Origin of the sequence: Streptomyces sp. NPDC052773, assembly GCF_044547145.1 — a bacterium.
Classification (GTDB): Bacteria; Actinomycetota; Actinomycetes; order Streptomycetales; family Streptomycetaceae; genus Streptomyces.
The window spans coordinates 230,578-250,328 of record NZ_JBITZX010000006.1 but is presented as its reverse complement, the minus strand read 5'-3'; the positions used below and the strand labels follow the sequence as shown (position 1 = coordinate 250,328).

At 73.4% G+C, this 19,751-nt stretch carries 20 protein-coding genes; 6 read left to right on the top strand and 14 right to left on the bottom strand.

Annotation, left to right across the window (positions count from 1 at the left end; all coding sequences use genetic code 11):
- Positions 1–4 precede the first annotated feature (4 nt).
- Genes ACIG0D_RS16300 through tsaB form a run of 4 tightly spaced genes read right to left on the bottom strand, consistent with a single transcriptional unit; the run spans position 5 to position 2,574 of the window.
- The gene (locus ACIG0D_RS16300; RefSeq protein ID WP_399800798.1) at positions 5–274 is read right to left on the bottom strand and encodes a hypothetical protein; all 270 of its coding nucleotides are present in this window, start codon (positions 272–274) and stop codon (positions 5–7) included.
- The gene (gene tsaD, locus ACIG0D_RS16295) at positions 271–1,362 is read right to left on the bottom strand and encodes a tRNA (adenosine(37)-N6)-threonylcarbamoyltransferase complex transferase subunit TsaD (RefSeq protein ID WP_399800796.1); all 1,092 of its coding nucleotides are present in this window, start codon (positions 1,360–1,362) and stop codon (positions 271–273) included. Before tsaD ends, ACIG0D_RS16300 begins: the two co-directional genes overlap by 4 nt.
- The gene (gene rimI / locus ACIG0D_RS16290) at positions 1,355–1,891 is read right to left on the bottom strand and encodes a ribosomal protein S18-alanine N-acetyltransferase (protein ID WP_399801230.1); all 537 of its coding nucleotides are present in this window, start codon (positions 1,889–1,891) and stop codon (positions 1,355–1,357) included. The genes tsaD and rimI overlap by 8 nt, the downstream gene beginning before the upstream one ends.
- A gap of 29 nt (positions 1,892–1,920) precedes the next feature.
- Complete coding sequence (gene tsaB / locus ACIG0D_RS16285; RefSeq protein WP_399800793.1) at positions 1,921–2,574, bottom strand: tRNA (adenosine(37)-N6)-threonylcarbamoyltransferase complex dimerization subunit type 1 TsaB; 654 nt, start codon at positions 2,572–2,574, stop codon at positions 1,921–1,923.
- A gap of 131 nt (positions 2,575–2,705) precedes the next feature.
- Here tsaB and ACIG0D_RS16280 point away from each other — a divergent pair, with 131 nt between their 5' ends.
- Positions 2,706–3,260: a hypothetical protein gene (locus ACIG0D_RS16280; RefSeq protein ID WP_399800790.1), complete on the top strand. Its 555-nt coding sequence runs from the start codon at positions 2,706–2,708 to the stop codon at positions 3,258–3,260.
- A gap of 13 nt (positions 3,261–3,273) precedes the next feature.
- Here ACIG0D_RS16280 and ACIG0D_RS16275 read toward each other — a convergent pair whose 3' ends face one another.
- From ACIG0D_RS16275 to ACIG0D_RS16250, 6 genes are all read right to left on the bottom strand, one after another.
- Positions 3,274–3,453, bottom strand: a complete 180-nt coding sequence (locus ACIG0D_RS16275) for a hypothetical protein (RefSeq protein ID WP_399800788.1) — start codon at positions 3,451–3,453, stop codon at positions 3,274–3,276.
- A 232-nt stretch (positions 3,454–3,685) separates the two neighbouring features.
- Positions 3,686–4,210 carry a tRNA (adenosine(37)-N6)-threonylcarbamoyltransferase complex ATPase subunit type 1 TsaE gene (tsaE, locus tag ACIG0D_RS16270; protein WP_399800786.1) on the bottom strand — a complete coding sequence of 175 codons (525 nt, stop codon included), beginning with the start codon at positions 4,208–4,210 and terminating at the stop codon, positions 3,686–3,688.
- Entirely contained in the window at positions 4,176–5,423 is a 1,248-nt protein-coding gene (locus tag ACIG0D_RS16265; RefSeq protein WP_399800783.1) for an alpha/beta fold hydrolase, read from the bottom strand. Before ACIG0D_RS16265 ends, tsaE begins: the two co-directional genes overlap by 35 nt.
- An 85-nt stretch (positions 5,424–5,508) precedes the next feature.
- Positions 5,509–6,717 carry an alanine racemase gene (gene alr, locus ACIG0D_RS16260; RefSeq protein WP_399800781.1) on the bottom strand — a complete coding sequence of 403 codons (1,209 nt, stop codon included), beginning with the start codon at positions 6,715–6,717 and terminating at the stop codon, positions 5,509–5,511.
- Positions 6,718–6,788: 71 nt separating this feature from the next.
- A complete protein-coding gene (locus ACIG0D_RS16255) occupies positions 6,789–7,661 on the bottom strand; it encodes a L,D-transpeptidase family protein (protein WP_399800778.1) in 873 nt (290 codons plus the stop codon).
- 190 nt (positions 7,662–7,851) lie between these two features.
- Complete coding sequence (locus tag ACIG0D_RS16250; protein WP_399800775.1) at positions 7,852–9,312, bottom strand: NAD(P)H-hydrate dehydratase; 1,461 nt, start codon at positions 9,310–9,312, stop codon at positions 7,852–7,854.
- A 162-nt stretch (positions 9,313–9,474) separates the two neighbouring features.
- Between ACIG0D_RS16250 and ACIG0D_RS16245 the strand changes: the two genes are divergently transcribed.
- On the top strand, positions 9,475–10,653 hold the full coding sequence (locus tag ACIG0D_RS16245) for a hypothetical protein (protein WP_399800773.1): 1,179 nt from the start codon (positions 9,475–9,477) through the stop codon (positions 10,651–10,653).
- A gap of 36 nt (positions 10,654–10,689) precedes the next feature.
- Here the strand turns inward: ACIG0D_RS16245 and ACIG0D_RS16240 are convergent, their stop codons facing one another.
- Positions 10,690–11,061: a holo-ACP synthase gene (locus tag ACIG0D_RS16240; RefSeq protein ID WP_365918198.1), complete on the bottom strand. Its 372-nt coding sequence runs from the start codon at positions 11,059–11,061 to the stop codon at positions 10,690–10,692.
- Between the two features lie 134 nt (positions 11,062–11,195).
- On the opposite strand from ACIG0D_RS16240, the gene ACIG0D_RS16235 reads away from it, so the two are divergent.
- Positions 11,196–12,164: a hypothetical protein gene (locus ACIG0D_RS16235; RefSeq protein ID WP_399800770.1), complete on the top strand. Its 969-nt coding sequence runs from the start codon at positions 11,196–11,198 to the stop codon at positions 12,162–12,164.
- A gap of 13 nt (positions 12,165–12,177) precedes the next feature.
- Positions 12,178–13,986 (top strand): M16 family metallopeptidase, encoded by a 1,809-nt coding sequence (locus ACIG0D_RS16230; RefSeq protein WP_399800767.1) that lies wholly within the window; start codon positions 12,178–12,180, stop codon positions 13,984–13,986.
- Between the two features lie 7 nt (positions 13,987–13,993).
- Here ACIG0D_RS16230 and glmS read toward each other — a convergent pair whose 3' ends face one another.
- Complete coding sequence (gene glmS / locus ACIG0D_RS16225; RefSeq protein ID WP_399800764.1) at positions 13,994–15,841, bottom strand: glutamine--fructose-6-phosphate transaminase (isomerizing); 1,848 nt, start codon at positions 15,839–15,841, stop codon at positions 13,994–13,996.
- Between the two features lie 360 nt (positions 15,842–16,201).
- Between glmS and ACIG0D_RS16220 the strand changes: the two genes are divergently transcribed.
- Entirely contained in the window at positions 16,202–16,603 is a 402-nt protein-coding gene (locus tag ACIG0D_RS16220; protein WP_399800761.1) for a hypothetical protein, read from the top strand.
- 36 nt (positions 16,604–16,639) lie between these two features.
- Here the strand turns inward: ACIG0D_RS16220 and ACIG0D_RS16215 are convergent, their stop codons facing one another.
- Positions 16,640–17,455: an ABC transporter permease gene (locus ACIG0D_RS16215; RefSeq protein WP_399800759.1), complete on the bottom strand. Its 816-nt coding sequence runs from the start codon at positions 17,453–17,455 to the stop codon at positions 16,640–16,642.
- A complete protein-coding gene (locus ACIG0D_RS16210; protein ID WP_399800757.1) occupies positions 17,452–18,552 on the bottom strand; it encodes an ATP-binding cassette domain-containing protein in 1,101 nt (366 codons plus the stop codon). Before ACIG0D_RS16210 ends, ACIG0D_RS16215 begins: the two co-directional genes overlap by 4 nt.
- 201 nt (positions 18,553–18,753) lie before the next feature.
- Between ACIG0D_RS16210 and coaA the strand changes: the two genes are divergently transcribed.
- Entirely contained in the window at positions 18,754–19,722 is a 969-nt protein-coding gene (gene coaA / locus ACIG0D_RS16205) for a type I pantothenate kinase (protein WP_399800754.1), read from the top strand.
- The last annotated feature ends 29 nt before the right edge of the window (positions 19,723–19,751 follow it).

Sequence of the window (19,751 nt, the reverse complement as noted above, 5' to 3'; positions counted from 1 at the left end):
CCGCTCAGCTCCCGGCGGGGGTGACGTCCACCGACTCGAACCGCCACCGGTGCACCGCGCGGGTGACCAGGTCGCCCGCGGGTTCCGGCAGTTCGGGGAGGCGGGCGTCGTGATCGGCGTCCCACCAGGTGACGACGAGCACCCGGTCCTGCGGGGCGCGGAAGGTCTCCCGCCGCAGCGGGGCCGGGGCCAGTTCCTGGGCGCGGGCCCACTCCAGCAGCTCCTCGCCCCGGCCGGGGACCGCCCGCGCCTCCCACATCAACGCGACCGTCACGAGTAGAGGTTCTCCCTGCTGACCTCGTGGACGTGGTCGTGGTCGTGCCCGGGCACGTGCGGGTCCGTCACCGGCAGGGAGGAGTCCGCGGACAGGTCCCAGCTGGAGGCGGCCCGGCCCCGGGCGACCATCTCCGCGCCGAGCGCCGCGACCATCGCGCCGTTGTCGGTGCACAGCTTGGGGCGCGGCACCCGCAGCCGGATCCCGGCCTTCTCGCAGCGCTCCTGGGCGAGCGCCCGCAGCCGCGAGTTGGCGGCGACGCCGCCGCCGATCATCAGGTGGTCGACGCCCTCGTCTTTGCAGGCACGTACGGCCTTGCGGGTGAGCACGTCGACGACCGCCTCCTGGAAGGAGGCCGCCACGTCCCGCACCGGCACCTCCTCGCCCGCCGCCCGCTTGGCCTCGATCCAGCGGGCCACGGCGGTCTTCAGACCGGAGAAGGAGAAGTCGTACGCCGGGTCGCGGGGGCCGGTCAGGCCGCGCGGGAAGGCGATCGCCTCCGGGTCGCCCTCGCGCGCGTACCGGTCGATGACCGGGCCTCCGGGGAAGCCCAGGTTCAGCACGCGGGCGATCTTGTCGAAGGCCTCGCCGGCCGCGTCGTCGATGGTGGCGCCCATCGGGCGGACGTCGGAGGTGATGTCGGAGGACAGCAGCAGCGAGGAGTGCCCGCCGGAGACCAGCAGCGCCATCGTCGGCTCGGGCAGCGGGCCGTGCTCCAGCTGGTCGACGCAGATGTGCGAGGCGAGGTGGTTGACGCCGTAGAGCGGCTTGCCGAGGGCGTAGGCGTACGCCTTGGCCGCGGAGACGCCGACCAGGAGCGCGCCCGCGAGGCCGGGACCGGCGGTGACGGCGATGCCGTCGAGGTCCTTGGCGCTGACCCCGGCCTCCTTCAGCGCGCGGTCGATGGTCGGCACCATCGCCTCCAGGTGGGCGCGGGAGGCGACCTCGGGGACCACACCGCCGAAGCGGGCGTGCTCGTCGACGCTGGAGGCGACGGCGTCGGCGAGCAGGGTGGTGCCGCGGACGATGCCGACGCCGGTCTCGTCGCAGGAGGTCTCGATGCCGAGGACGAGAGGTTCGTCAGTCATTGATCTCGGTTCCTTGTACGGAGGTGGCGCCCGGGGCGGAGCCGCGGTCAGGCAGGGTGGTCAGGCGCATCACCAGGGCGTCGATGTTGCCGGGCTGGTAGTAGCCGCGCCGGAAGCCGATGGGCTCGAAACCGAAGCGCTCGTACAGCTTCTGCGCGCGGACGTTGTCCACGCGGCACTCCAGCATGACCTCGGCGCACTCGAAGGCGGTCGCGGCCCGCAGCAGCTCGGTCAGCAGGCGGGCGCCGAGGCCGGTGCCCCAGTGGTCGCGGGCGACGGCGATGGTCTGCACGTCGGCGGTGTCACCGGCGGAGGCGAGCCCCGCGTAGCCGACGATCCGGCCGCCGTCGCGCGCCGGTGCCTCCCGAGGGGCGTCCTCCGGGACGACCTCGGCGACGAGGTAGCGCCGGGTCGCCTCGGGCCCGCGGGCGTGGGCCAGCTCGGACCAGAACATGCCCCGCGACCAGGCGTCCTCGGGGAAGAGGTCACGCTCCAGTTCGAGTACGGAGTCGATGTCCCACCAGCGCATCTCGCGCAGTCGGGGGGTCGGGGTGCCGGTCACTTGGGGGTGACCACCTTGTAGTTCTTCGGGACCTGGGCGTCGGGCCGGCGCAGATACAGCGGACGCGGCGCGGACAGTTCCTCCCCCGCCGCCAGCTTCCGGGCGGCCAGCGAGGCGAGCGCGGCGGCGGAGACATGCTCGGGCTCGTGCGCGCTGGGGAAGACGTCCGGGTACAGCAGCGCCCCGGCGCCGACCGCGGGCAGGCCCTTGACCTGCTCGGCGATGTCGGCGGGCCGGTCGACGGCCGGGTCGGTGACCCGGGTGTGGGAGTCCGCGTACCGCGCCCAGTAGACCTCCTTGCGGCGGGCGTCGGTCGCCACGACGAAGGGGCCCTCCAGGTCGGTGGCGTAGGCGAGGCCGTCGAGGGTGCACACACCGTGCACGGGGACGCCGAGGGCGAGGCCGAAGGTGTCGGCGGTCATCAGGCCGACGCGCAGCCCGGTGTAGGGACCGGGTCCGGTCCCTACGACGATGCCGGTGACGGCTTCGAGCTTGAGCCCGGCCTCGGTGAGCACCCGGTCGACGGCGGGCAGCAGCAACTCGCCGTGCCGGCGCGCGTCCACCTGGCTGGACGAGGCGATGACGTCCGTGCCGTCGTGCAGGGCGACGGTGACGGCGGGGGTGGCGGTATCCAGAGCGAGCAAGAGCACGCCAACAGCCTACGGCTCCCCGGGGCCCGTGTCGGAAGTACCGGTTCCTCCGCCCCCCGGCTGCTACCGTCACCTCCCGTTACGGTACGTCTCTGGATTCTTGTGGACATACGACGCGGAGGTGGACGCCCGTGGCCAGCAGCAGCGCCGGATTCGTCACCGGGCTGACGGCGGCGGCGATGGTGACGGTCGGGTACCTCGCCTATCAGGCGTCGGCGAACGTCCCGGAGGAGCTGGCGCACCCGCAGGCCGCGGGCACGCCCGTGGCGGCGGTGACGAAGGCGCCGCGGGACAAGCGGAACCCCACCGCGCTGCCGGGCGGCTCCGGAGCCGGGGAGCGGGTCGTGTACTCGCTGGACGACGACCGGGTGTGGCTGGTCGACCCCGCGAACAAGGTGCTGCGCACCTTCCGGGTCATGCCGAGCACGGTCGACCCGTCGCCCGGGGTCTACGCGGTCACGTCCCGCTCCAAGCGCATCACCGGCTCCGACGGCACGCCCATCGAGCACGTCGTCCGCTTCGCCGGTGTCGACGGCGTGACCATCGGCTTCAGCGCGGCGGTGGACGGCTCCACCCCGGTGCCCGACCCGCGCAGCCGCACCGGCGGGATCCGCCAGTCGCGCGCGGACGGGAACGCGATGTGGGAGTTCGCGACGATCGGCCAGAAGGTCGTCGTCATCCGGTAGGGCGAACCGGGACCTACGCGGCTTCCCTGTGCTCGGTCACCCGTTCGGGTTCCGGTCGGCGGGGCTCGGTGGGTGACGTCGGGCGGGGCGGCGTGGAGACGGCGGTCGCCGCCGCGCAGGACGCCAGCAGATCGCGCATGGACACCGCGGCCACCACGCGCGGCGGGGTCTCGTCTCGTTCCGGGACCGGCATGGACGCCTCCTGGGACCTGGGGGCGGACGTGGTTAGGTAAACCTAACTACGCGAGGGATACCATGTGACCACGCCCGACCGCCCCGGCGCAATATTTTCCCGACAGCCTGTCGGAATCGAGGGTTCAGCTCAGCCGGAACCGACGGTTCATGCCTGCCGGGCCCGGCTCGGCGCCCGCCGGAACCGGGCCGGCCCCGGGCGGCGCCGGCTCGGCCCGGCCGGGGCCGATGGCTCACGCGGTGAGCGCGTTCAGGTCCGCCGTCGCCCAGCGCTCCCCGACGCCGGTCAGCGTCACGTGCCGCACCTCGTCCGTCGTGTCGCCGACGGCCCGGTGGATGACGACGTGCAGGCGGTCCTCGGTCAGCTCCTCGACCTTGCCCTCGCCCCACTCCACGACGATCACCGAGTCGGGCAGCGAGACGTCGAGATCCAGGTCCTCCATCTCGTCCAGCCCGCCGGACAGCCGGTAGGCGTCGACGTGGACGAGGGGCGGGCCGTCGCCGAGCGAAGGGTGTACCCGGGCGATCACGAACGTCGGCGAGGTGACCGCGCCGCGCACGCCCAGCCCCTCGCCGAGGCCGCGGGTGAGTGTCGTCTTGCCGGCGCCCAGCTCCCCGGTGAGCATCACCAGGTCGCCTGCGCGCAGCAGCTTGGCGAGCCGGCGGCCCAGCTCGCGCATCTGGTCGGGAGAGGTGACGGTGAGCCGCGCGGAGGCGTCGCGCTCAGCCGGGTCGTGCGGTGCCGCTGGTGCTTCCATAGCCACCCACGGTAGCCCCTGCGGGCACGGCACCCGCGCGGGTGAGGAGGTCGGCGAGCCGGTCGGTGACCACTTCCGGGTGTTCCAGCATCACGAGGTGCCCGGCGTCCGGCACCAGGACCAGCTCGGCGTCCGGCAGCAGATCGGCGATGGCCTCGCTGTGCCGGCTGGGGGTCACCAGGTCCTCCACGCCCGCCAGCACCAGCACCGGCAGACCGGCGAAGTGGGCCAGCGCCTCGGTCTTGTCGTGCTCGGTGAAGGCCGGGTAGAACTCGGCGACCACGTCGATGGGGGTGCTCTCGATCATCCGCTCGGCGAACCGCTCGACGGCCGGGTCGACGTCCCGGGACGCGAACGAGTAGCGCTTGATGATCCCGGCGAACAGGTCGGCCGTGGCCCGGCGTCCCTTCTCCACCAGCTCGGCCCGCTGCCCCAGCGCCCTGAGCACGCCCGGCAGCACCCGCCGCACCGCGTTCACGCCGGCGACCGGCAGCCCGAAGTTGACCTCGCCGAGCCGTCCCGACGACGTCCCGACCAGCGCGACGGCGACCACCCGCTCCCGGATCAGCTCCGGGTACTGGTCGGCCAGCGCCATCACCGTCATCCCGCCCATGGAGTGCCCGACCAGCACGATCGGACCCTCGGGGACGGCGGCGTCGAGGACGGCCTTCAGGTCCCGCCCCAGCTGGTCGATGCTGACCGGCACCCGCTGCTCGAGCTGGGCCACCCCGCGCCCGGAGCGGCCGTGGCTGCGCTGGTCCCAGTGCACGGTCCGCACCACGCCGCGCAGCGCCGCCCGCTGGAAGTGCCAGGAGTCCTGGCCGAGGCAGTAGCCGTGGCTGAAGACGACGGTGACGGGCGCGGGGGCCTTGCGGCCGAAGAGCCGGCGGCGGCGCGGGCCGACGGAGGCACCGGCGTCCGGCTCGACGTCGTCGACCTCGTAGTACAGCTCGGTGCCGTCGTCGGCGTACGCCTTGCCGGGGGTGCCGCGCAGGGCGCCGTACGGCCCCGCCGCGTCGAGGGCGAGGCGGGCCTTGCGGCGCATGTCGCGGCCGACGGTCATCCGCTCCAGCGCCACGCCGGCGGCGGCGCCCGCGGCGAGCACGCCTATCGCGGCGCCCGCGATCCCGGTCGCCCGGCGCCAGTTCCCGGCCGCCGCGGCGGAGACGACGGCCGCGGCGTCCGCGACCGCCTTCGGGCTGCTCTCGCTCACCTACCGCTCCTCACCACTGACGCGCTGCCGATCCCGCTGACGCGCTACTGGCCGGTCGCTTACCGATTACCCCTCCGGTGCCCGTTCACATCGCCGGGTCGCCGCCCTCGCCGTTCCCCTCGGGCCCCTCGCTGTCGACGTAGACGCGGGGAACGCGCGTTCCGATGCGGGTGACGATCTCGTACGCGATGGTGCCCGCGGCCTGCGCCCAGTCCTCGGCGGTCGGCTCGCCCCGGTCGCCGGGCCCGAACAGCACGGCCTGCGCGCCGGGCCCGGGCTCGTCGCCGCCGAGGTCCACGACGAACTGGTCCATCGCGATCCGCCCGGCGACCGTCCGCCACTTCCCGCCGACCAGCACCGGGCCGGAGCCCGAGGCGTGCCGGGGGATGCCGTCGGCGTACCCGAGCGGGACGAGGCCGAGGGTGGTCTCGCCCGCCGTGGTGTACCGGTGGCCGTAGCTGACTCCGTGGCCGTCGGGGACCTGCTTCACCAGGGCCAGCGAGGCGGACAGGGTCATCACCGGGCGCAGCCCGAAGTCCGCCGGGGTGCCGAGCTCCGGGCTGGGCGAGATGCCGTACAGGGCGATACCGGTGCGCACCAGGTCGAAGTGGGTCTCGGGGAGGGTGAGCGTGGCGGGCGAGTTGGCGATGTGCCGCACCTCCGGGCGCACGCCCTCGCCCTCCGCGTACGCCAGCATCCGCCGGAACAGGTCGAGCTGGGCGGTGATGGAGGGGTGGCCGGGCTCGTCGGCGCACGCGAAGTGCGACCACAGGCCGGTGATCCGCAGCAGGCCCTCCCGTTCGGCCGCGAGCGCGGCGCCGACCAGCTCCGCCCAGTCCCCGCCGGGCTGGCAGCCGCCCCGCCCGAGCCCCGTGTCGGCCTTCAGCTGCACCCGGGCCGGGCGCCCCGCGAGCCGCGCGGCCTCGGTGACCTCCCGCAGCGCCCACATCCCGCTGACGGACACGTCGACGTCGGCCTCGATCGCCTCCCGCCACGGCCCGCCCGGCGTCCACAGCCAGCACAGGATCCGCACGTCCGCGGGCACGGCGCCGGACGCGCGCAGCACCAGCGCCTCCTCCGGCGTGGCGGTGCCCAGCCAGGTCGCCCCCGCCGCCACGGCCGCGCGGGCGCACGGCACCGCCCCGTGGCCGTACGCCTCGGACTTCACCACGGCCATCAGGGCCGCGCCGGGGGCGTGGGCACGCAGCGCCCGCACATTGGCGCGGAGCGCGGCCAGATCGATCTCGGCGCGGGCGCGCAGCGGGGCGGTCGGCAGATGTGCAGTCGTACTCATCGCGCCCAGTGTCTCAGAGGCCCCGGACGGCCCGGTCGACGCAGGGGCGGCGGAGCCGGTGCGAGACACCCCTAGGGGCCGGGCCTGCGCCCCCAGACATACACCTCGTCGCCGGCCTTCAGCACGTCCCACAGCTCCCGCGCGTCACCGAGCCGCAGATTCACGCAGCCCATGGAGCCGACCGTCGTGTGAATGGTGTCGTACACCGCGTGGAAGGCCTGGCCGCCGCTGAAGAACTGGGCGTACGGCATGGGGGTGTTGTAGAGCGTCGACAGGTGGTTCTTGTGGCGCCAGTAGATCTTGTGCGACCCGGTGCGGGTCGGATACTCCGCCCGCCCGCTCCGCATCGGCACCGGCCCGAAGAGCACCTTCTCGCCCTGCTGCACCCAGGTGAGCTGCCGGTCGAGGTCGACGCACGCGACCCGCCCGGTGCGCACCGGGCACTTCCCGGCCGCGTTCGGGTTCTCCCGGGCCGCGAGGAACTGCATGTGGGCCCAGGTCACCGGCCCGGCGAACCCGATCGCCGGCTTGATGCCGTGCTGCGTCTGGAACGCCCGGATCGCCTCACAGTCCGCCGCCGACTGCTCCCCGTCCACCGTCAGCTTCAGCCACCCCTCGACCTCACGCTGATACGGCCCCGCCTTCGCGCTGCACGCCACCCGCCCCACCGCGTCCTCCAACGGCACGTACTCGACGAGCGCGTACGCCCCCTCCGGCGCGTCACTCGGCTCCAGGGCGTCCTCCGCCACCGACGGCTGGTAGACCTGCGGCGCCAGCACCTGGTCGGGCGTGTCCACGGGCCCCGACTGATACACCCCGGGCACCAGCTCCGCCGCCGCCGGGGCCGGCGGCTCGGGAGCGGCCCACACGGCACCGGCGGGCAACAGCGCGGCGGCGACGAGCGCGACGGCGACACGGCGGGCGGCAACGATTCCCCTGATCACCCGATCAGGGATACCCAGCCCCCGGCGCTGCGGAGCAGGTCCTACCCGGAGGTCACTCGTTGAGACCACTCAGCCGCGGGCACACGCCGCGCCACGAGGCCCAGGGCACGCGCCACCGTCAAACCGCCGGCTCAGCCAACGGCGAGCAACGCCACCGCCCCACAGCCACAGCCACAGCCACAGCCACAGCTCAACCCCCAGCCCCCGTCCGCGCCGTACGAACATCCCGCCAGGCCCGCGGCACCGCCTCCGCCACGTCCCGCGCCCCCACCGGCGCCCCCGCCGCCGCCGACCGCCCCGCGAGCCCGTGGAGATACGCCCCGGCACTGCCCGCGTCGACCGCCGAAAGCCCCGCCGCCAGCAGCGACCCGGACAGCCCGGACAGCACGTCCCCGCTGCCGGCCGTGGCCAGCCACGGCGTCCCCGTCGGGTTCACCCGGACCGGCCCCCGGCCCCCCGCCCCGGCGACCAGCGTCGTCGACCCCTTCAGCAGCACCGCCGCGCCGTACCGCGCCGCCAGCTCCCGCACCGCCGCCAGCCGTGCCCCCTCGACCTCCTCACGGCTCACCCCGAGCAACGCCGCCGCCTCCCCGGCGTGCGGGGTCATCAGCGTCGGTGCCGTCCGCGCCCGTACCGCCCCGGCGTCGGCGAGCCGCAGCCCGTCCGCGTCGATCAGCACCGGTACGTCCGCCGCCAGGACCTCGGCGACCGTCCCCGCGTCGTCCCCGGCGCCCGGTCCGACGACCCAGGCCTGCACCCGCCCGGCGCGCTTGGGCCCGGCGTCGGAGACCAGTGTCTCGGGGAAGCGGGCGATGACCGCGTCCCCGGCCGGCCCGACGTACCGCACGGCCCCGGCGCCGCCCCGCAGGGCCCCGGCGACCGCCAGCACCGCCGCGCCGGGGTAGCGCGCGGACCCGGCGGCGACGCCGACGACCCCGCGCCGGTACTTGTCGCTCTCCGCCGCCGGCACCGGCAGCAGCGCCGCGACCTCCGCGTGCTGCAACGCCTCCAGCTCGGGCTCGGCGGGCAGTTCGGGCCCGAGCCCGATGTCGACGAGCCGTACCGTCCCGGCGTACTCGCGCGCCGGGTCGATCAGCAGCCCCGGCTTGTGCGTGCCGAAGGTCACCGTCAGGTCGGCCCGCAGCGCCGCGCCCCGCACCTCCCCGGTGTCCGCGTCGACCCCGCTCGGCAGGTCCACGGCGACGACGGCGGCCCGGGACCGTACCGCCGCCTCGGCGAGCGGGACTGCCTCCGGCCGCAGCCCGCCCTTGCCGCCGATGCCGACGATCCCGTCGACGACGAGGTCGGCCCGCTCGATCGCCGCCTGTGCCGCCGCCGTGTCCGCGACCGCGCCGCCGGCCCGCCGCAGCGCGGCGAGTCCTCCGGCGTGCGCCCGCTCGGGCGAGAGCAGTACGGCCGTGACGCCCGCCCCGCGCCGGGCGAGGCGCGCCCCGGCGTGCAGGGCGTCGCCCCCGTTGTCGCCGCTGCCGACCAGCAGCACGACCCGACTGCCGTAGACCCGCCCGAGGAGCTGGGCGCAGGCGGTGGCGAGGCCCGCCGCCGCCCGCTGCATCAACGTTCCCTCGGGCAGCCGCGCCATCAGCCGCCGCTCCGCCGCCCTGACCGTCTCCACGCCGTACGCAGTCCGCATGCGTCCGAGTCTCCCGTCGCTCGACCTCGTCGGATCTCCCGCCTCATCCTTCCCGCCGTACCCGCCCTACCCATTGACGCGCAGGCACCCCCTTGTCACACTCCCGGCCCCCACAGGATGAATCGATTCAGTCGAATCGGTTCGACGAGAGGACGCACCCGCATGGGACGCAGAGCCGCACTCCTCGCCGCCACCGGCGCCGCCGCCCTCCTCGCCGCCGCCGGCGCCCTGTCGGCCCCGACCGCCACGGCCGCCACGGCCGCCACCGAGGCGGCCACCGGCACGGCCGCCGCCTGCGGTGACGGCTCCTACCAGGCCGAGGCGGTCCTGAACGGCAGCACCTGGACGGCCCGCCGCGGCGGCACCGTCGTCCACACCGGCACGGATATGCGGGCGGCCGTGCAGGCGGCTGTCAACAGCCTGACCGCCGGGCGCACCGCCAAGGAGCGGGTCGTGGTGCGCGGCTCCGGCTCGATGCCGGCCGGCTCCCGGATCTCGCTGCCCAGCCACACGGTCCTCGACGTCTGCGGCACCATCAACGTCACCGGCACCGGCAGCGGCGACCAGGCCCCCGTCTACTCCCGCGGCACCCGCGACATCGAGGTGCAGCACCTGAACGTCACCGGCACCCCGCTGTACGGCATCTTCCTGCGCAACGTCACCAACGCCACCCTCGGCCAGATCGACATGCGGCTGTCCTCCGGCCTCGGCGTGCGCATCGACAACCGCGGCGACACCAGCCAGTGGACCCGCAACGTCCGCATCGACAGCGTCTACGTCTCCGGCGCCTCCAGCCACGCCGTGGAGACCTACGGCGTCGACGGCCTCACCGTCGGCACGGTCACCGCCCGCAACGTGGGCGAGTCCGGCCTGCTGCTGAACCAGACCGTCAACGCCACCGTGGGCAGGGTGGACGCCGAGAACGCGGGCACGGGCACCGGTTACGCCGCCTTCCGCATGGCCAACCGCAACGGCCGGATCGGCAGTTCGTATCCGGTGAACATCCGCGTCGGCGAGGTGGTCGCACGCGGTGGCGGGCGCGGTGTGTTCTGCGTCTCCGAGAGCGGCGGCGCGGTCATCGACCGGGTGACGCTGTCGAACACCGGCAACAACGCGGTGCTCGTGGAGAACTGCTACAACGTCATCCTCGCCGCCCAGTCCGGCACCGTCACCGGCGGCGGCGAGATCCGGCTGGCGGCCCGCTCCGAGTTCCCGAACAACCGGGACATCACCATCCAGAACCTGACGGTGACCAACTCCTCGATCCGCGAGAGCCCCTGCGGCGAGAACACCACCTTCCGCAACAACACCCTGGTCAACAGCTCCCAGTCCGTCTGCTGACACCGGTCCGCGCAGGCCCTCCGCTCAGCCCTCCGCTCAGCCCTCCGCGATCACCACCGCGGAGGCCACCCCCGCGTCGTGACTGAGCGACACATGCCAGGACCGCACGCCGAGTTCCGCCGCCCTGGCCGCGACCGTCCCGGTGACCCTCAGCCGGGGCCGGCCGCTGTCCTCGACGTACACCTCGGCGTCGGTCCAGAGCAGTCCGGGCGGGGCGCCCAGGGCCTTGGCGACGGCCTCCTTCGCGGCGAACCGCGCGGCGAGGGAGGCCGGGCCCCGGCGCTCGCCGCTGGGCAGCAGCATTTCGCGGTCGCGGAAGAGACGCCGGGCCAGACCGGGGGTGCGTTCCAGCGACGCGGCGAAACGGTCGATCTCGGCGACGTCGATACCGACTCCGATGATGCTCATGCCCAGCACCCTACGGTCGGACGCGCCCCCGCCGGGCTGCTAGCCTGCGGCGACTTCACACGTACACACGCCGGCGCGCCCTGGGGGGCCAGTTCGCGCGCCCGGCGCTGCCGGCACAGCCAGGGGGCGGAGGAATGAGCAGGACCACCAGCGGCATACCGGGCGCGGTCCCGGGAACGGGGCCGTTCTTCGACCCGTACGACACCCTGCCCGCGCTCCTCCCGCTGCGCACCGCCGCCCGCGGCGGCGACTGGAACGCCGTACGGGCGTACTTCGCCGCCCTGGACTCGCCGGAGCAGGTGAGCTTCGCCGTCGGGCTGCTCGCCGAGGAGGCCGGCATCGAGACGATGCTGGAGCGGGCCGCCGCCGAGCACCCGGCCGATCCGCTGCCGCGCACCCTGCTCGCCGACCGGTACGTCCGCATCGGCTGGGGCATCCGCAGCGACCTGCGCGCCGAGCATGTGTCCCAGGACCAGTTCGCGCAGTTCCACGCGTGGCTGCGCAGGGCCGAGCAGATCCTGATCGAGGTGTGCGCGCAGCAGCCGTGGTACGCCCCCGCCTGGACCGTACGGCTGATCACCGCGCGCGGGCTCCAGCTCGGCCAGGCCGAGGCGCGCCGCCGCTACGACCGGCTCAGCGCCCACCACCCCCACCACTATCCGGCGCAGACGCAGCTGCTCCAGCAGCTGTGCCCGAAGTGGGGCGGCTCCTGGGACGCCGCGCACGGCTTCGCCCGCGAGGCCACCACCGCCGCGCCCGACGGCGCGCACACCGGCACCCTGGTCGCGCTCGCCCATCTGGAGCGCTGGCTGGACCTGGACGGCCCCGACGCGGGCGCGTACATGCGGGGCGTGCCGGTCCGCGACGATCTGCGGTTCGCCGCGCAGGTGTCGGTGCTGCACCCGGACTACCGGCCCGGCTGGCACTGGATCGGCGCGCACAGCGCGTTCGCGATGGCCTTCTCCCTCGGCGGCCACTTCGAGGACGCCCAGCGGCACTTCGCGATCCTCGGCGACCGGGCCAGCGACTTCCCGTGGTCGTATCTGTCCGATCCGAAGGCCGCGTTCGTGAAGTACCGCAAGTCCGCGATGGCGACGATCTGAGGGGGCGGCAGCCATGACCACCGACATCTCCGGCATCACCGGCAGCGGTCCCGCCGGCACCACCGGCACCACCGGCACCACCGGCACCACCGGCACCACCGGACTTGATGTGCTCTCCGGGCTCGTCTCCCACACCACCACCCAGGGCATCCCCACCCTCTACGCCCCGGCGCAGGGCGGCGAGATCACCGCCGGTCTGTTCTTCCGCGTGGGCCGCGCCGACGAGACGCTCGCCACCAGCGGCATCACCCACCTGGTGGAACATCTCGCCCTGCACCGGCTGGGCCTGACGGACCTGCACTACAACGGCGCCACCGCCAACACGTACACCCTCTTCCACGTCACCGGCAGCGAGCAGGAGGTCGTCGCGCACCTGAACGCCGTCTGCGCGTCCCTGCGCGATCTGCCGCTGGACCGGCTGGAGACCGAGAAGGAGATCCTGCGCACCGAGGCCGCCGGGCGCGGCCAGGGCGTCAACTCCCAGATGCCGCTGTGGCGGTACGGCGCGCAGGGCTACGGCCTGTCCAGCTACCGCGAGCTGGGCACCTGGAACCTCACCGCCGACCAGGTCCGGCACTGGGCGGCGACCCGGTTCACCCGGGACAACGCGGTGCTGTGGATCACCAGCGACCGGGTCCCGGAGGGCCTGGACCTCACCCTGCCCGCCGGCACCCGGATCCCGGCCCCGGCGGCGACCAGCGCGCTGCCGGTCACCCCGGCGTACATCCACGGCGACGACGGGCACGTCGTGTTCACCTCGGTGCTGCGCCGCACCACCGCCGCGTCCGTCTTCGCCGACGTCCTCGGCCGCGCCCTCTTCCAGGACCTGCGCCAGGAGGGCGGCTACTCCTACACCGCGGAGGCGGACTACAGCCCGCGCGACGCCGAGTTCGCGACCCTCACCGCGTACGCGGACGCCCTGCCGCAGAAGCAGGACGCCGTCGTCGGCGGGTTCGTCGACACCCTCGCGCGGCTGCGGGCGGGGCGGATCGAGCAGGCGGAGCTGGATGCCGTACGCGGCAAGATCCTGAAGATGTACGACGTGCCGGACCTCGGCGCGGCGGCGCTGCCGTCCTACGCGCTGAGCCTGCTGCTCGGCCACCGGATCCTCTCCCCCGACCAGCACCGGGCCGAGCTGGCGGCGGTCACCGTCGACGATCTGCGCGAGGTGGCCCGCGAGGCGTGGGACTCCGGGCTGCTCCAGGTGCCGGGGCGGGGCGCGGACTGGGCGGGCTTCACGCTCGCCCCGCAGTACTCGGCGCACGCCGTGACCGGCTCCCGGCACGCCTCCCTGGAGGACGAGCGGGTCACCCTGGTGATCGGCGCGGAGGGGGTCAGCCTGCTGACGCCGGGCGGGCCGGTGACCGTGCGGTACGACGCCGTCGCGGCGATGTCGGTACGGCCCGACGGGGCCCGCAGCCTCACCGGGCACGACGGATTCTGCGTGTCCGTGGAGCCCACCCTCTACCGGGGCGTCGGCCCGGACCGCATCGCGGCGATCGACGCGGCCGTGCCGCCGGGCGCGGTGGTCCGGCTCCCGGCCCGGGACCCGGAGGACATCCCCCGCCCGAGCGAGCGCCCGGCGGGCGGCGGACGCGGGCCCCGGCGGCGCGGCGCGGCCGCCTGGGCGTGGCAGATCGGGTTCTGGATCTCCGCCGCCCTGACGGCCGTGTGGGGACTGCTCTGTGTGCTCGTCACCGTGGACGAGGCCGGTGCCGCGCGTCCCGAGTGGGACGCGGTGATCGGGATCTGGGCGCTGGAGCTGCCGCTGCTGTTCGTGAGCTGGAAGCTGCTGCGGGAGCCGCGGCGCAGGGGTCGCTGACGCGCGGCTACTCGACGGTCACCGACTTGGCCAGGTTGCGCGGCTGGTCCACCTCGTTGCCGCGGGCCGTCGCCAGCTCGCAGGCGAAGACCTGCAACGGCACGGTCGCGACCAGCGGCTGGAGCAGGGTGGGCGTGGCGGGAACGCTGATGAGGTGGTCGGCGTACTCGACGACCGCCTCGTCGCCCTCCTCGGCGATCACGATGGTCCGGGCGCCACGGGCGCGGATCTCCTGGATGTTGGAGACGATCTTGTCGTGCAGCACGGACCGTCCGCGCGGCGACGGCACCACCACGACGACCGGCAGGTCCTCCTCGATCAGCGCGATCGGCCCGTGCTTCAGCTCGCCCGCGGCGAAGCCCTCGGCGTGCATGTAGGCGAGTTCCTTGAGCTTGAGCGCGCCTTCGAGGGCCACCGGGTAGCCGACGTGGCGGCCCAGGAACAGCACGGTGTTCTTGTGGGCGAGGGTGCGGGCCAGCTCGCGGACCGGCTCCATGGTCTCCAGCACCCGCTCGACCTCGCCGGAGATCTTCGACAGCTCGCGGACGACGTCGCGGATCTCGTCGCCCCACTTGGTGCCGCGCACCTGGCCGAGATAGAGGGCGACCAGATAGCAGGCGACCAGCTGGGTGAGGAACGCCTTCGTCGACGCGACGGCGACCTCGGGCCCGGCGTGCGTGTAGAGCACGGCGTCCGATTCACGCGGGATGGTGGAGCCGTTGGTGTTGCAGATGGCGAGCACCTTGGAGCCCTGCTCGCGGGCGTGGCGCAGCGCCATCAGCGTGTCCATGGTCTCGCCGGACTGGGAGATGGCGATGACCAGCGTCTGCGGGTCGAGGATGGGGTCGCGGTAGCGGAACTCGCTGGCCAGCTCGACCTCGCAGGGGATCCGCGTCCAGTGCTCGATGGCGTACTTGGCGATGAGCCCGGCGTGGAAGGCCGTACCGCAGGCGACGATGACGACCTTGTCGACCTCGCGCAGCACGCTCGCCGGGATGCGCACCTCGTCCAGGGTGAGCGAGCCGGCGGCGTCGATGCGCCCGAGGAGGGTGTCGGCGACCGCCTTGGGCTGCTCGGCGATCTCCTTGAGCATGAAGTAGTCGTAGCCGCCCTTCTCGGCGGCCGAGGCGTCCCAGTCGACGTGGTAGGAGCGCACGTCGGCGGGGCGGCCGTCGAAGCCGGTGATGGTCACGCCGTCCCGGCGCAGCTCGACGACCTGGTCCTGGCCCAGCTCGATGGCGTCGCGGGTGTGGGCGATGAACGCGGCGACGTCCGAGGCGAGGAACGCCTCGTCCTCGCCGACGCCGACGACCAGCGGCGAGTTGCGGCGGGCGCCGACCACCACGTCCGGCTCGTCGGCGTGCACCGCGACCAGCGTGAACGCGCCCTCCAGCCGCCGGCACACCAGCCGCATCGCCTCGGCGAGGTCCGCGCAGGAGGAGAACTCCTCGGCGAGCAGATGGGCGACGACCTCGGTGTCGGTCTCGGAGGCCAGCTCGTGTCCGCGCTCGGCCAGTTCGGCGCGCAGCTCGGCGAAGTTCTCGATGATGCCGTTGTGGACGACGGCGACCCGGCCCGCGTTGTCGAGGTGCGGGTGGGCGTTGGCGTCGGTCGGGCCGCCGTGCGTGGCCCACCGGGTGTGCCCGATGCCGGTGGAGCCGGTCGGCAGCGGCCGCTCCGACAGCTCCTTCTCCAGATTGACCAGCTTCCCGGCCCTCTTCGCCGCGGCCAGCCCGCCGTCGGCGAGCACCGCGACCCCGGCCGAGTCGTATCCCCGGTACTCCAGCCGCTTCAGCCCGGCCATCACGACATCGAGCGCCGACTGCGCCCCCACGTATCCCACGATTCCGCACATGCCCGGCAGCCTACGGCCGTTCCCCGCGCCGAACCCGCCTTCCCTTGCCCGAAATCGGAAATTCCCACCGGGGTGCGAAGGCATCGGCGAGCCGCTGGCCGAATCCCGGCGGCCCACCGCCATGCCACCAGCGGCAGAGATTCGGCCGCAACAGCAGCCCCGCGCAGACGTGGGAACTCAACCTCCGCGCCACGACCGATGCCGCAGCCGCCGACAGAGCAGCCGGCCGAGCCGAGGACCACGCCACGGCCGCCCGTGACTCCGCCGACCAAGCCTCCGCAGAGCAGTAGAAGAGTCCCCGTAGGTGTGGTGGGCTTCCCGTGAGGCCCACCACACCCCGTTTGGAGAAGATGAAAGGCCATGTCCGAATACGGCTTTACCCGCGCATCCGATGACGTTCTGGCCGCCCGCAGCGAGTTGGCGGGCCAGGTCGTCCAGGCTCTCCGTCGTGCCGGCCTGCCCGCCTTCCGCGAAGGGGAGACAGCGACGGCCGACAGGTCGGGTGCCGTGGTCTACGTGGAGCCGGACGCCGAGTTGGCTTCAGCGTCCGTCTCCGTCGGATGGAGGTGTGATCCTCGCATGGCGGCTCCGGAGACGACCGGTCAGCACATGCAGAGCGCGCTGATCAAGATCCTGCTGTCGGCCGGAGTCATCGCCACGCCGGAGAACGACAACATGAACCCGGATCACGTCCTCGTGTTCGGAACGATGTCCGACCTGCCTCCTGCACTGAGGCCGAACTTCATTCCGCCCCATGGCTAGCGGGGTACGCCCCTGCCAGACCTCCTGTGCCCGGATTCACGTCTTCGCCCGGTAAGCCCGCATCGCCAGCGGATAGAACACCAGCGCGATGCCCGCCGCCCAGACCAGTGACCACAGCACCGGCTCCGCCACCGGACCGCCGAGCAGCAGGCCGCGGAAGGCGTCGGACAGGTGGGTCACCGGGTTGACGTCGCTGAAGGCCTGGAGCCAGCCCGGCATGGTGTCCACCACGACGAAGGCGCTGCTGGTGAAGGTGATCGGGAAGATCAGGGTGAAGCCGAACGCCTGCACCTTCTCCGCGTCCCCGGCGAGCATCCCGATCAGCACCGCGCTCCACGACACGGCCGCGGCGAACACCACCAGCAGCACCGTGCCGAGCAGGAACCCGTCGAGCCCCCCGGTGACCCGGAAGCCGAGCAGCAGCCCGAGGCCGACCATCAGCAGCATCGCCCAGACGTGCTTGGCGAGGTCCGCGGTGATCCGCCCGATCAGCGGCGCGGAACGGGCGATCGGCAGGCTGCGCAGCCGGTCGAAGACGCCCTTGGTGAGGTCGGTGTTGAGCGCCATCGCCGTGTACATCGTCATGAACAGGGTGTTCTGCACGATGATCCCGGGCAGCGCGTACTTCAGATAGGCGTCGGGGGACCCGGCCATCTGACCGCCCAGCACATAGGTGAAGAGGAACACGAACATGATCGGCGTGATGCTGTAGTCGACCAGTTCGAGCGGGTTGTGCTTCACGGCGACCAGGCTGCGCCAGGCCATCGTGAAGGTCTGCCGCAGCGCGGCGAGGGGGCGCACGCGCCCGGAGGCGCCGACCGGGGCCGGGACGGTCGCGGTGGTGGCGGTCATGGCCGCGTCACCGCCTTCCGCAACTCGTTCTCTTCCTCCCGGACGGCGGCGCCGTCGTCCTCGCGCGCGGTCGTCTCCGCGTCCTCCCCCGCGGCCGGCTCGTCCCGTACGGCGCCGGACGCGCCCTCCCGCACCGCCGCGCCGCCGTCACCCTCAGGAGCGCCCGGCTCCGCGCGGTGGCCGGTCAGCGCCAGGAAGACCTCGTCGAGGGAGGAGCGGCGCAGCGCCAGCTCCCCCACCGCGACGCCCTCGCGGTCCAGGGCGCGCACCACGGCCGGCATCAGCTCGGGGTCCTTCACCGGGGCGGTGATCGTCTCGCCCTCGATCCGCGCCTGCGGTCCGGCCGCCTCCGCCACCAGGGCGTGCGCCCGTGCGAGGTCCTGCCCGAGGATCGGCCGCAGCTCCAGCACCTGCCCGCCCACCTGCGACTTCAGCTCGTCGGGGGTGCCCTCGGCGATCACCCGCCCCTTGTCGATCACCACGATGTCGTCGGCGAGCACATCGGCCTCGTTCAGATACTGCGTGGTCAGCAGCGCCGTGGCCCCGTCCGCGACCAGCCCGCGCAGCATGTCCCACAGCTCACCGCGGCTGTGCGGGTCGAGTCCGGTGGTCGGCTCGTCGAGGAAGAGGATGCTGGGCCGGCCCACGAGGCTCGCCGCGAGGTCGAGGCGCCGCCGCATCCCGCCCGAGTACGTCTTCACGGCCCGCCCGGCCGCGTACGTCAATCGGAAACGCTCCAGCAGCTCTCCCGCTCTCGCCTTCGCGTCCCGCCGCGACATCCCCAGCAGACGACCGATGAGCAGCAGGTTCTCCGTGCCGGTCAGGTTCTCGTCCACCGCGGCGTACTGCCCGGTCAGGCCCACCATGGACCGCACCACCCCGGCCTCCCGGACCACGTCGTGCCCGGCCACCCGGGCCGTGCCGCCGTCCGGGCGCAGCAAGGTCGCGAAGATCCGCACCGCCGTGGTCTTCCCGGCGCCGTTGGGCCCCAGCAGCCCCAGCACCGAGCCCCTGCGGGCCGCCAGATCGACACCTGCCAGCGCCTCCGTCTCCCTGAACCGCTTGACCAGGCCTTCCGCCTCTATCGCATACGTCATGGGTCACCCCTCGGGGTCCGTGGACCCGGCCGAGCCCACCTCTCCCACAACTGTGACGCACGCCACTGACATTCCCCCGTTCGCCCCGATTCCTCCGTTATGCCCCCGTCCCCGACGGGCCCCGCTCCCGCGTGACGGATCCCACCTCACCGTCCGTTCGTACTCCCGTAACAATGGACTGTGATCTCTCCGGTCTCCCCGATGCCCCGGAGCGCCCACCGGCCCCGCCCGGAGGCGTCTCCCTACGTCGACCTCACCCGCGCCGAGTGGAGCGCGCTGCGCGACAAGACGCCGCTGCCGCTCACCGCCGACGAGGTCGAGAAGCTGCGCGGCCTGGGCGACGTCATCGACCTCGACGAGGTCCGGGACATCTACCTCCCGCTGTCCCGGCTGCTCAACCTCTACGTCGGCGCCACCGACGGGCTGCGCGGCGCGCTGAACACCTTCCTCGGCGAACAGGGCTCCCAGTCGGGCACGCCCTTCGTCATAGGGGTCGCCGGATCGGTCGCCGTCGGCAAGTCCACGGTCGCCCGCCTCCTCCAGGCCCTGCTCTCCCGCTGGCCGGAGCACCCGCGCGTCGAACTGGTCACCACGGACGGCTTCCTGCTGCCCACCAAGGAGCTCCAGGCCCGCGGCCTGATGTCCCGCAAGGGCTTCCCCGAGTCCTACGACCGCCGCGCCCTGACCCGCTTCGTCGCCGACATCAAGGCCGGCAAGGACGAGGTCACCGCCCCCGTCTACTCCCACCTGATCTACGACATCGTGCCCGGCGAACGCCTGGTCGTACGCCGCCCCGACATCCTGATCGTCGAGGGCCTGAACGTCCTCCAGCCCGCCCTGCCCGGCAAGGACGGCCGCACCCGCGTCGGCCTCGCCGACTACTTCGACTTCAGCGTGTACGTCGACGCCCGCGCCGAGGATATCGAGCGCTGGTACCTCAACCGGTTCCGCAAGCTGCGCGAGACCGCCTTCCAGAACCCCTCCTCGTACTTCCGCAAGTACACCCAGGTGTCGGAGGAGGAAGCCCTGGACTACGCCCGCACGATGTGGCGCACCATCAACAGGCCCAACCTGGTGGAGAACATCGCCCCCACCCGTGGCCGCGCCACCCTGGTCGTGCGCAAGGGCCCGGACCACAAGGTGCAGCGGCTGAGCCTGCGCAAGCTGTAACAGCCGTAAGGCAAGCTCTCACAGCCGTA

Bases quoted from the DNA above. Each gene is read 5' to 3' on its own strand.
- tsaD (WP_399800796.1), bottom strand. From the start codon at position 1,362: ATGACTGACGAACCTCTCGTCCTCGGCATCGAGACCTCCTGCGACGAG.
- rimI (WP_399801230.1), bottom strand. From the start codon at position 1,891: ATGCGCTGGTGGGACATCGACTCCGTACTCGAACTGGAGCGTGACCTC.
- ACIG0D_RS16275 (WP_399800788.1), bottom strand. From the start codon at position 3,453: ATGCCGGTCCCGGAACGAGACGAGACCCCGCCGCGCGTGGTGGCCGCG.
- tsaE (WP_399800786.1), bottom strand. From the start codon at position 4,210: ATGGAAGCACCAGCGGCACCGCACGACCCGGCTGAGCGCGACGCCTCC.
- alr (WP_399800781.1), bottom strand. From the start codon at position 6,717: ATGAGTACGACTGCACATCTGCCGACCGCCCCGCTGCGCGCCCGCGCC.
- ACIG0D_RS16250 (WP_399800775.1), bottom strand. From the start codon at position 9,312: ATGCGGACTGCGTACGGCGTGGAGACGGTCAGGGCGGCGGAGCGGCGG.
- ACIG0D_RS16245 (WP_399800773.1), top strand. From the start codon at position 9,475: ATGGGACGCAGAGCCGCACTCCTCGCCGCCACCGGCGCCGCCGCCCTC.
- ACIG0D_RS16240 (WP_365918198.1), bottom strand. From the start codon at position 11,061: ATGAGCATCATCGGAGTCGGTATCGACGTCGCCGAGATCGACCGTTTC.
- ACIG0D_RS16235 (WP_399800770.1), top strand. From the start codon at position 11,196: ATGAGCAGGACCACCAGCGGCATACCGGGCGCGGTCCCGGGAACGGGG.
- ACIG0D_RS16230 (WP_399800767.1), top strand. From the start codon at position 12,178: ATGACCACCGACATCTCCGGCATCACCGGCAGCGGTCCCGCCGGCACC.
- glmS (WP_399800764.1), bottom strand. From the start codon at position 15,841: ATGTGCGGAATCGTGGGATACGTGGGGGCGCAGTCGGCGCTCGATGTC.
- ACIG0D_RS16220 (WP_399800761.1), top strand. From the start codon at position 16,202: ATGTCCGAATACGGCTTTACCCGCGCATCCGATGACGTTCTGGCCGCC.
- ACIG0D_RS16215 (WP_399800759.1), bottom strand. From the start codon at position 17,455: ATGACCGCCACCACCGCGACCGTCCCGGCCCCGGTCGGCGCCTCCGGG.
- ACIG0D_RS16210 (WP_399800757.1), bottom strand. From the start codon at position 18,552: ATGACGTATGCGATAGAGGCGGAAGGCCTGGTCAAGCGGTTCAGGGAG.
- coaA (WP_399800754.1), top strand. From the start codon at position 18,754: ATGCCCCGGAGCGCCCACCGGCCCCGCCCGGAGGCGTCTCCCTACGTC.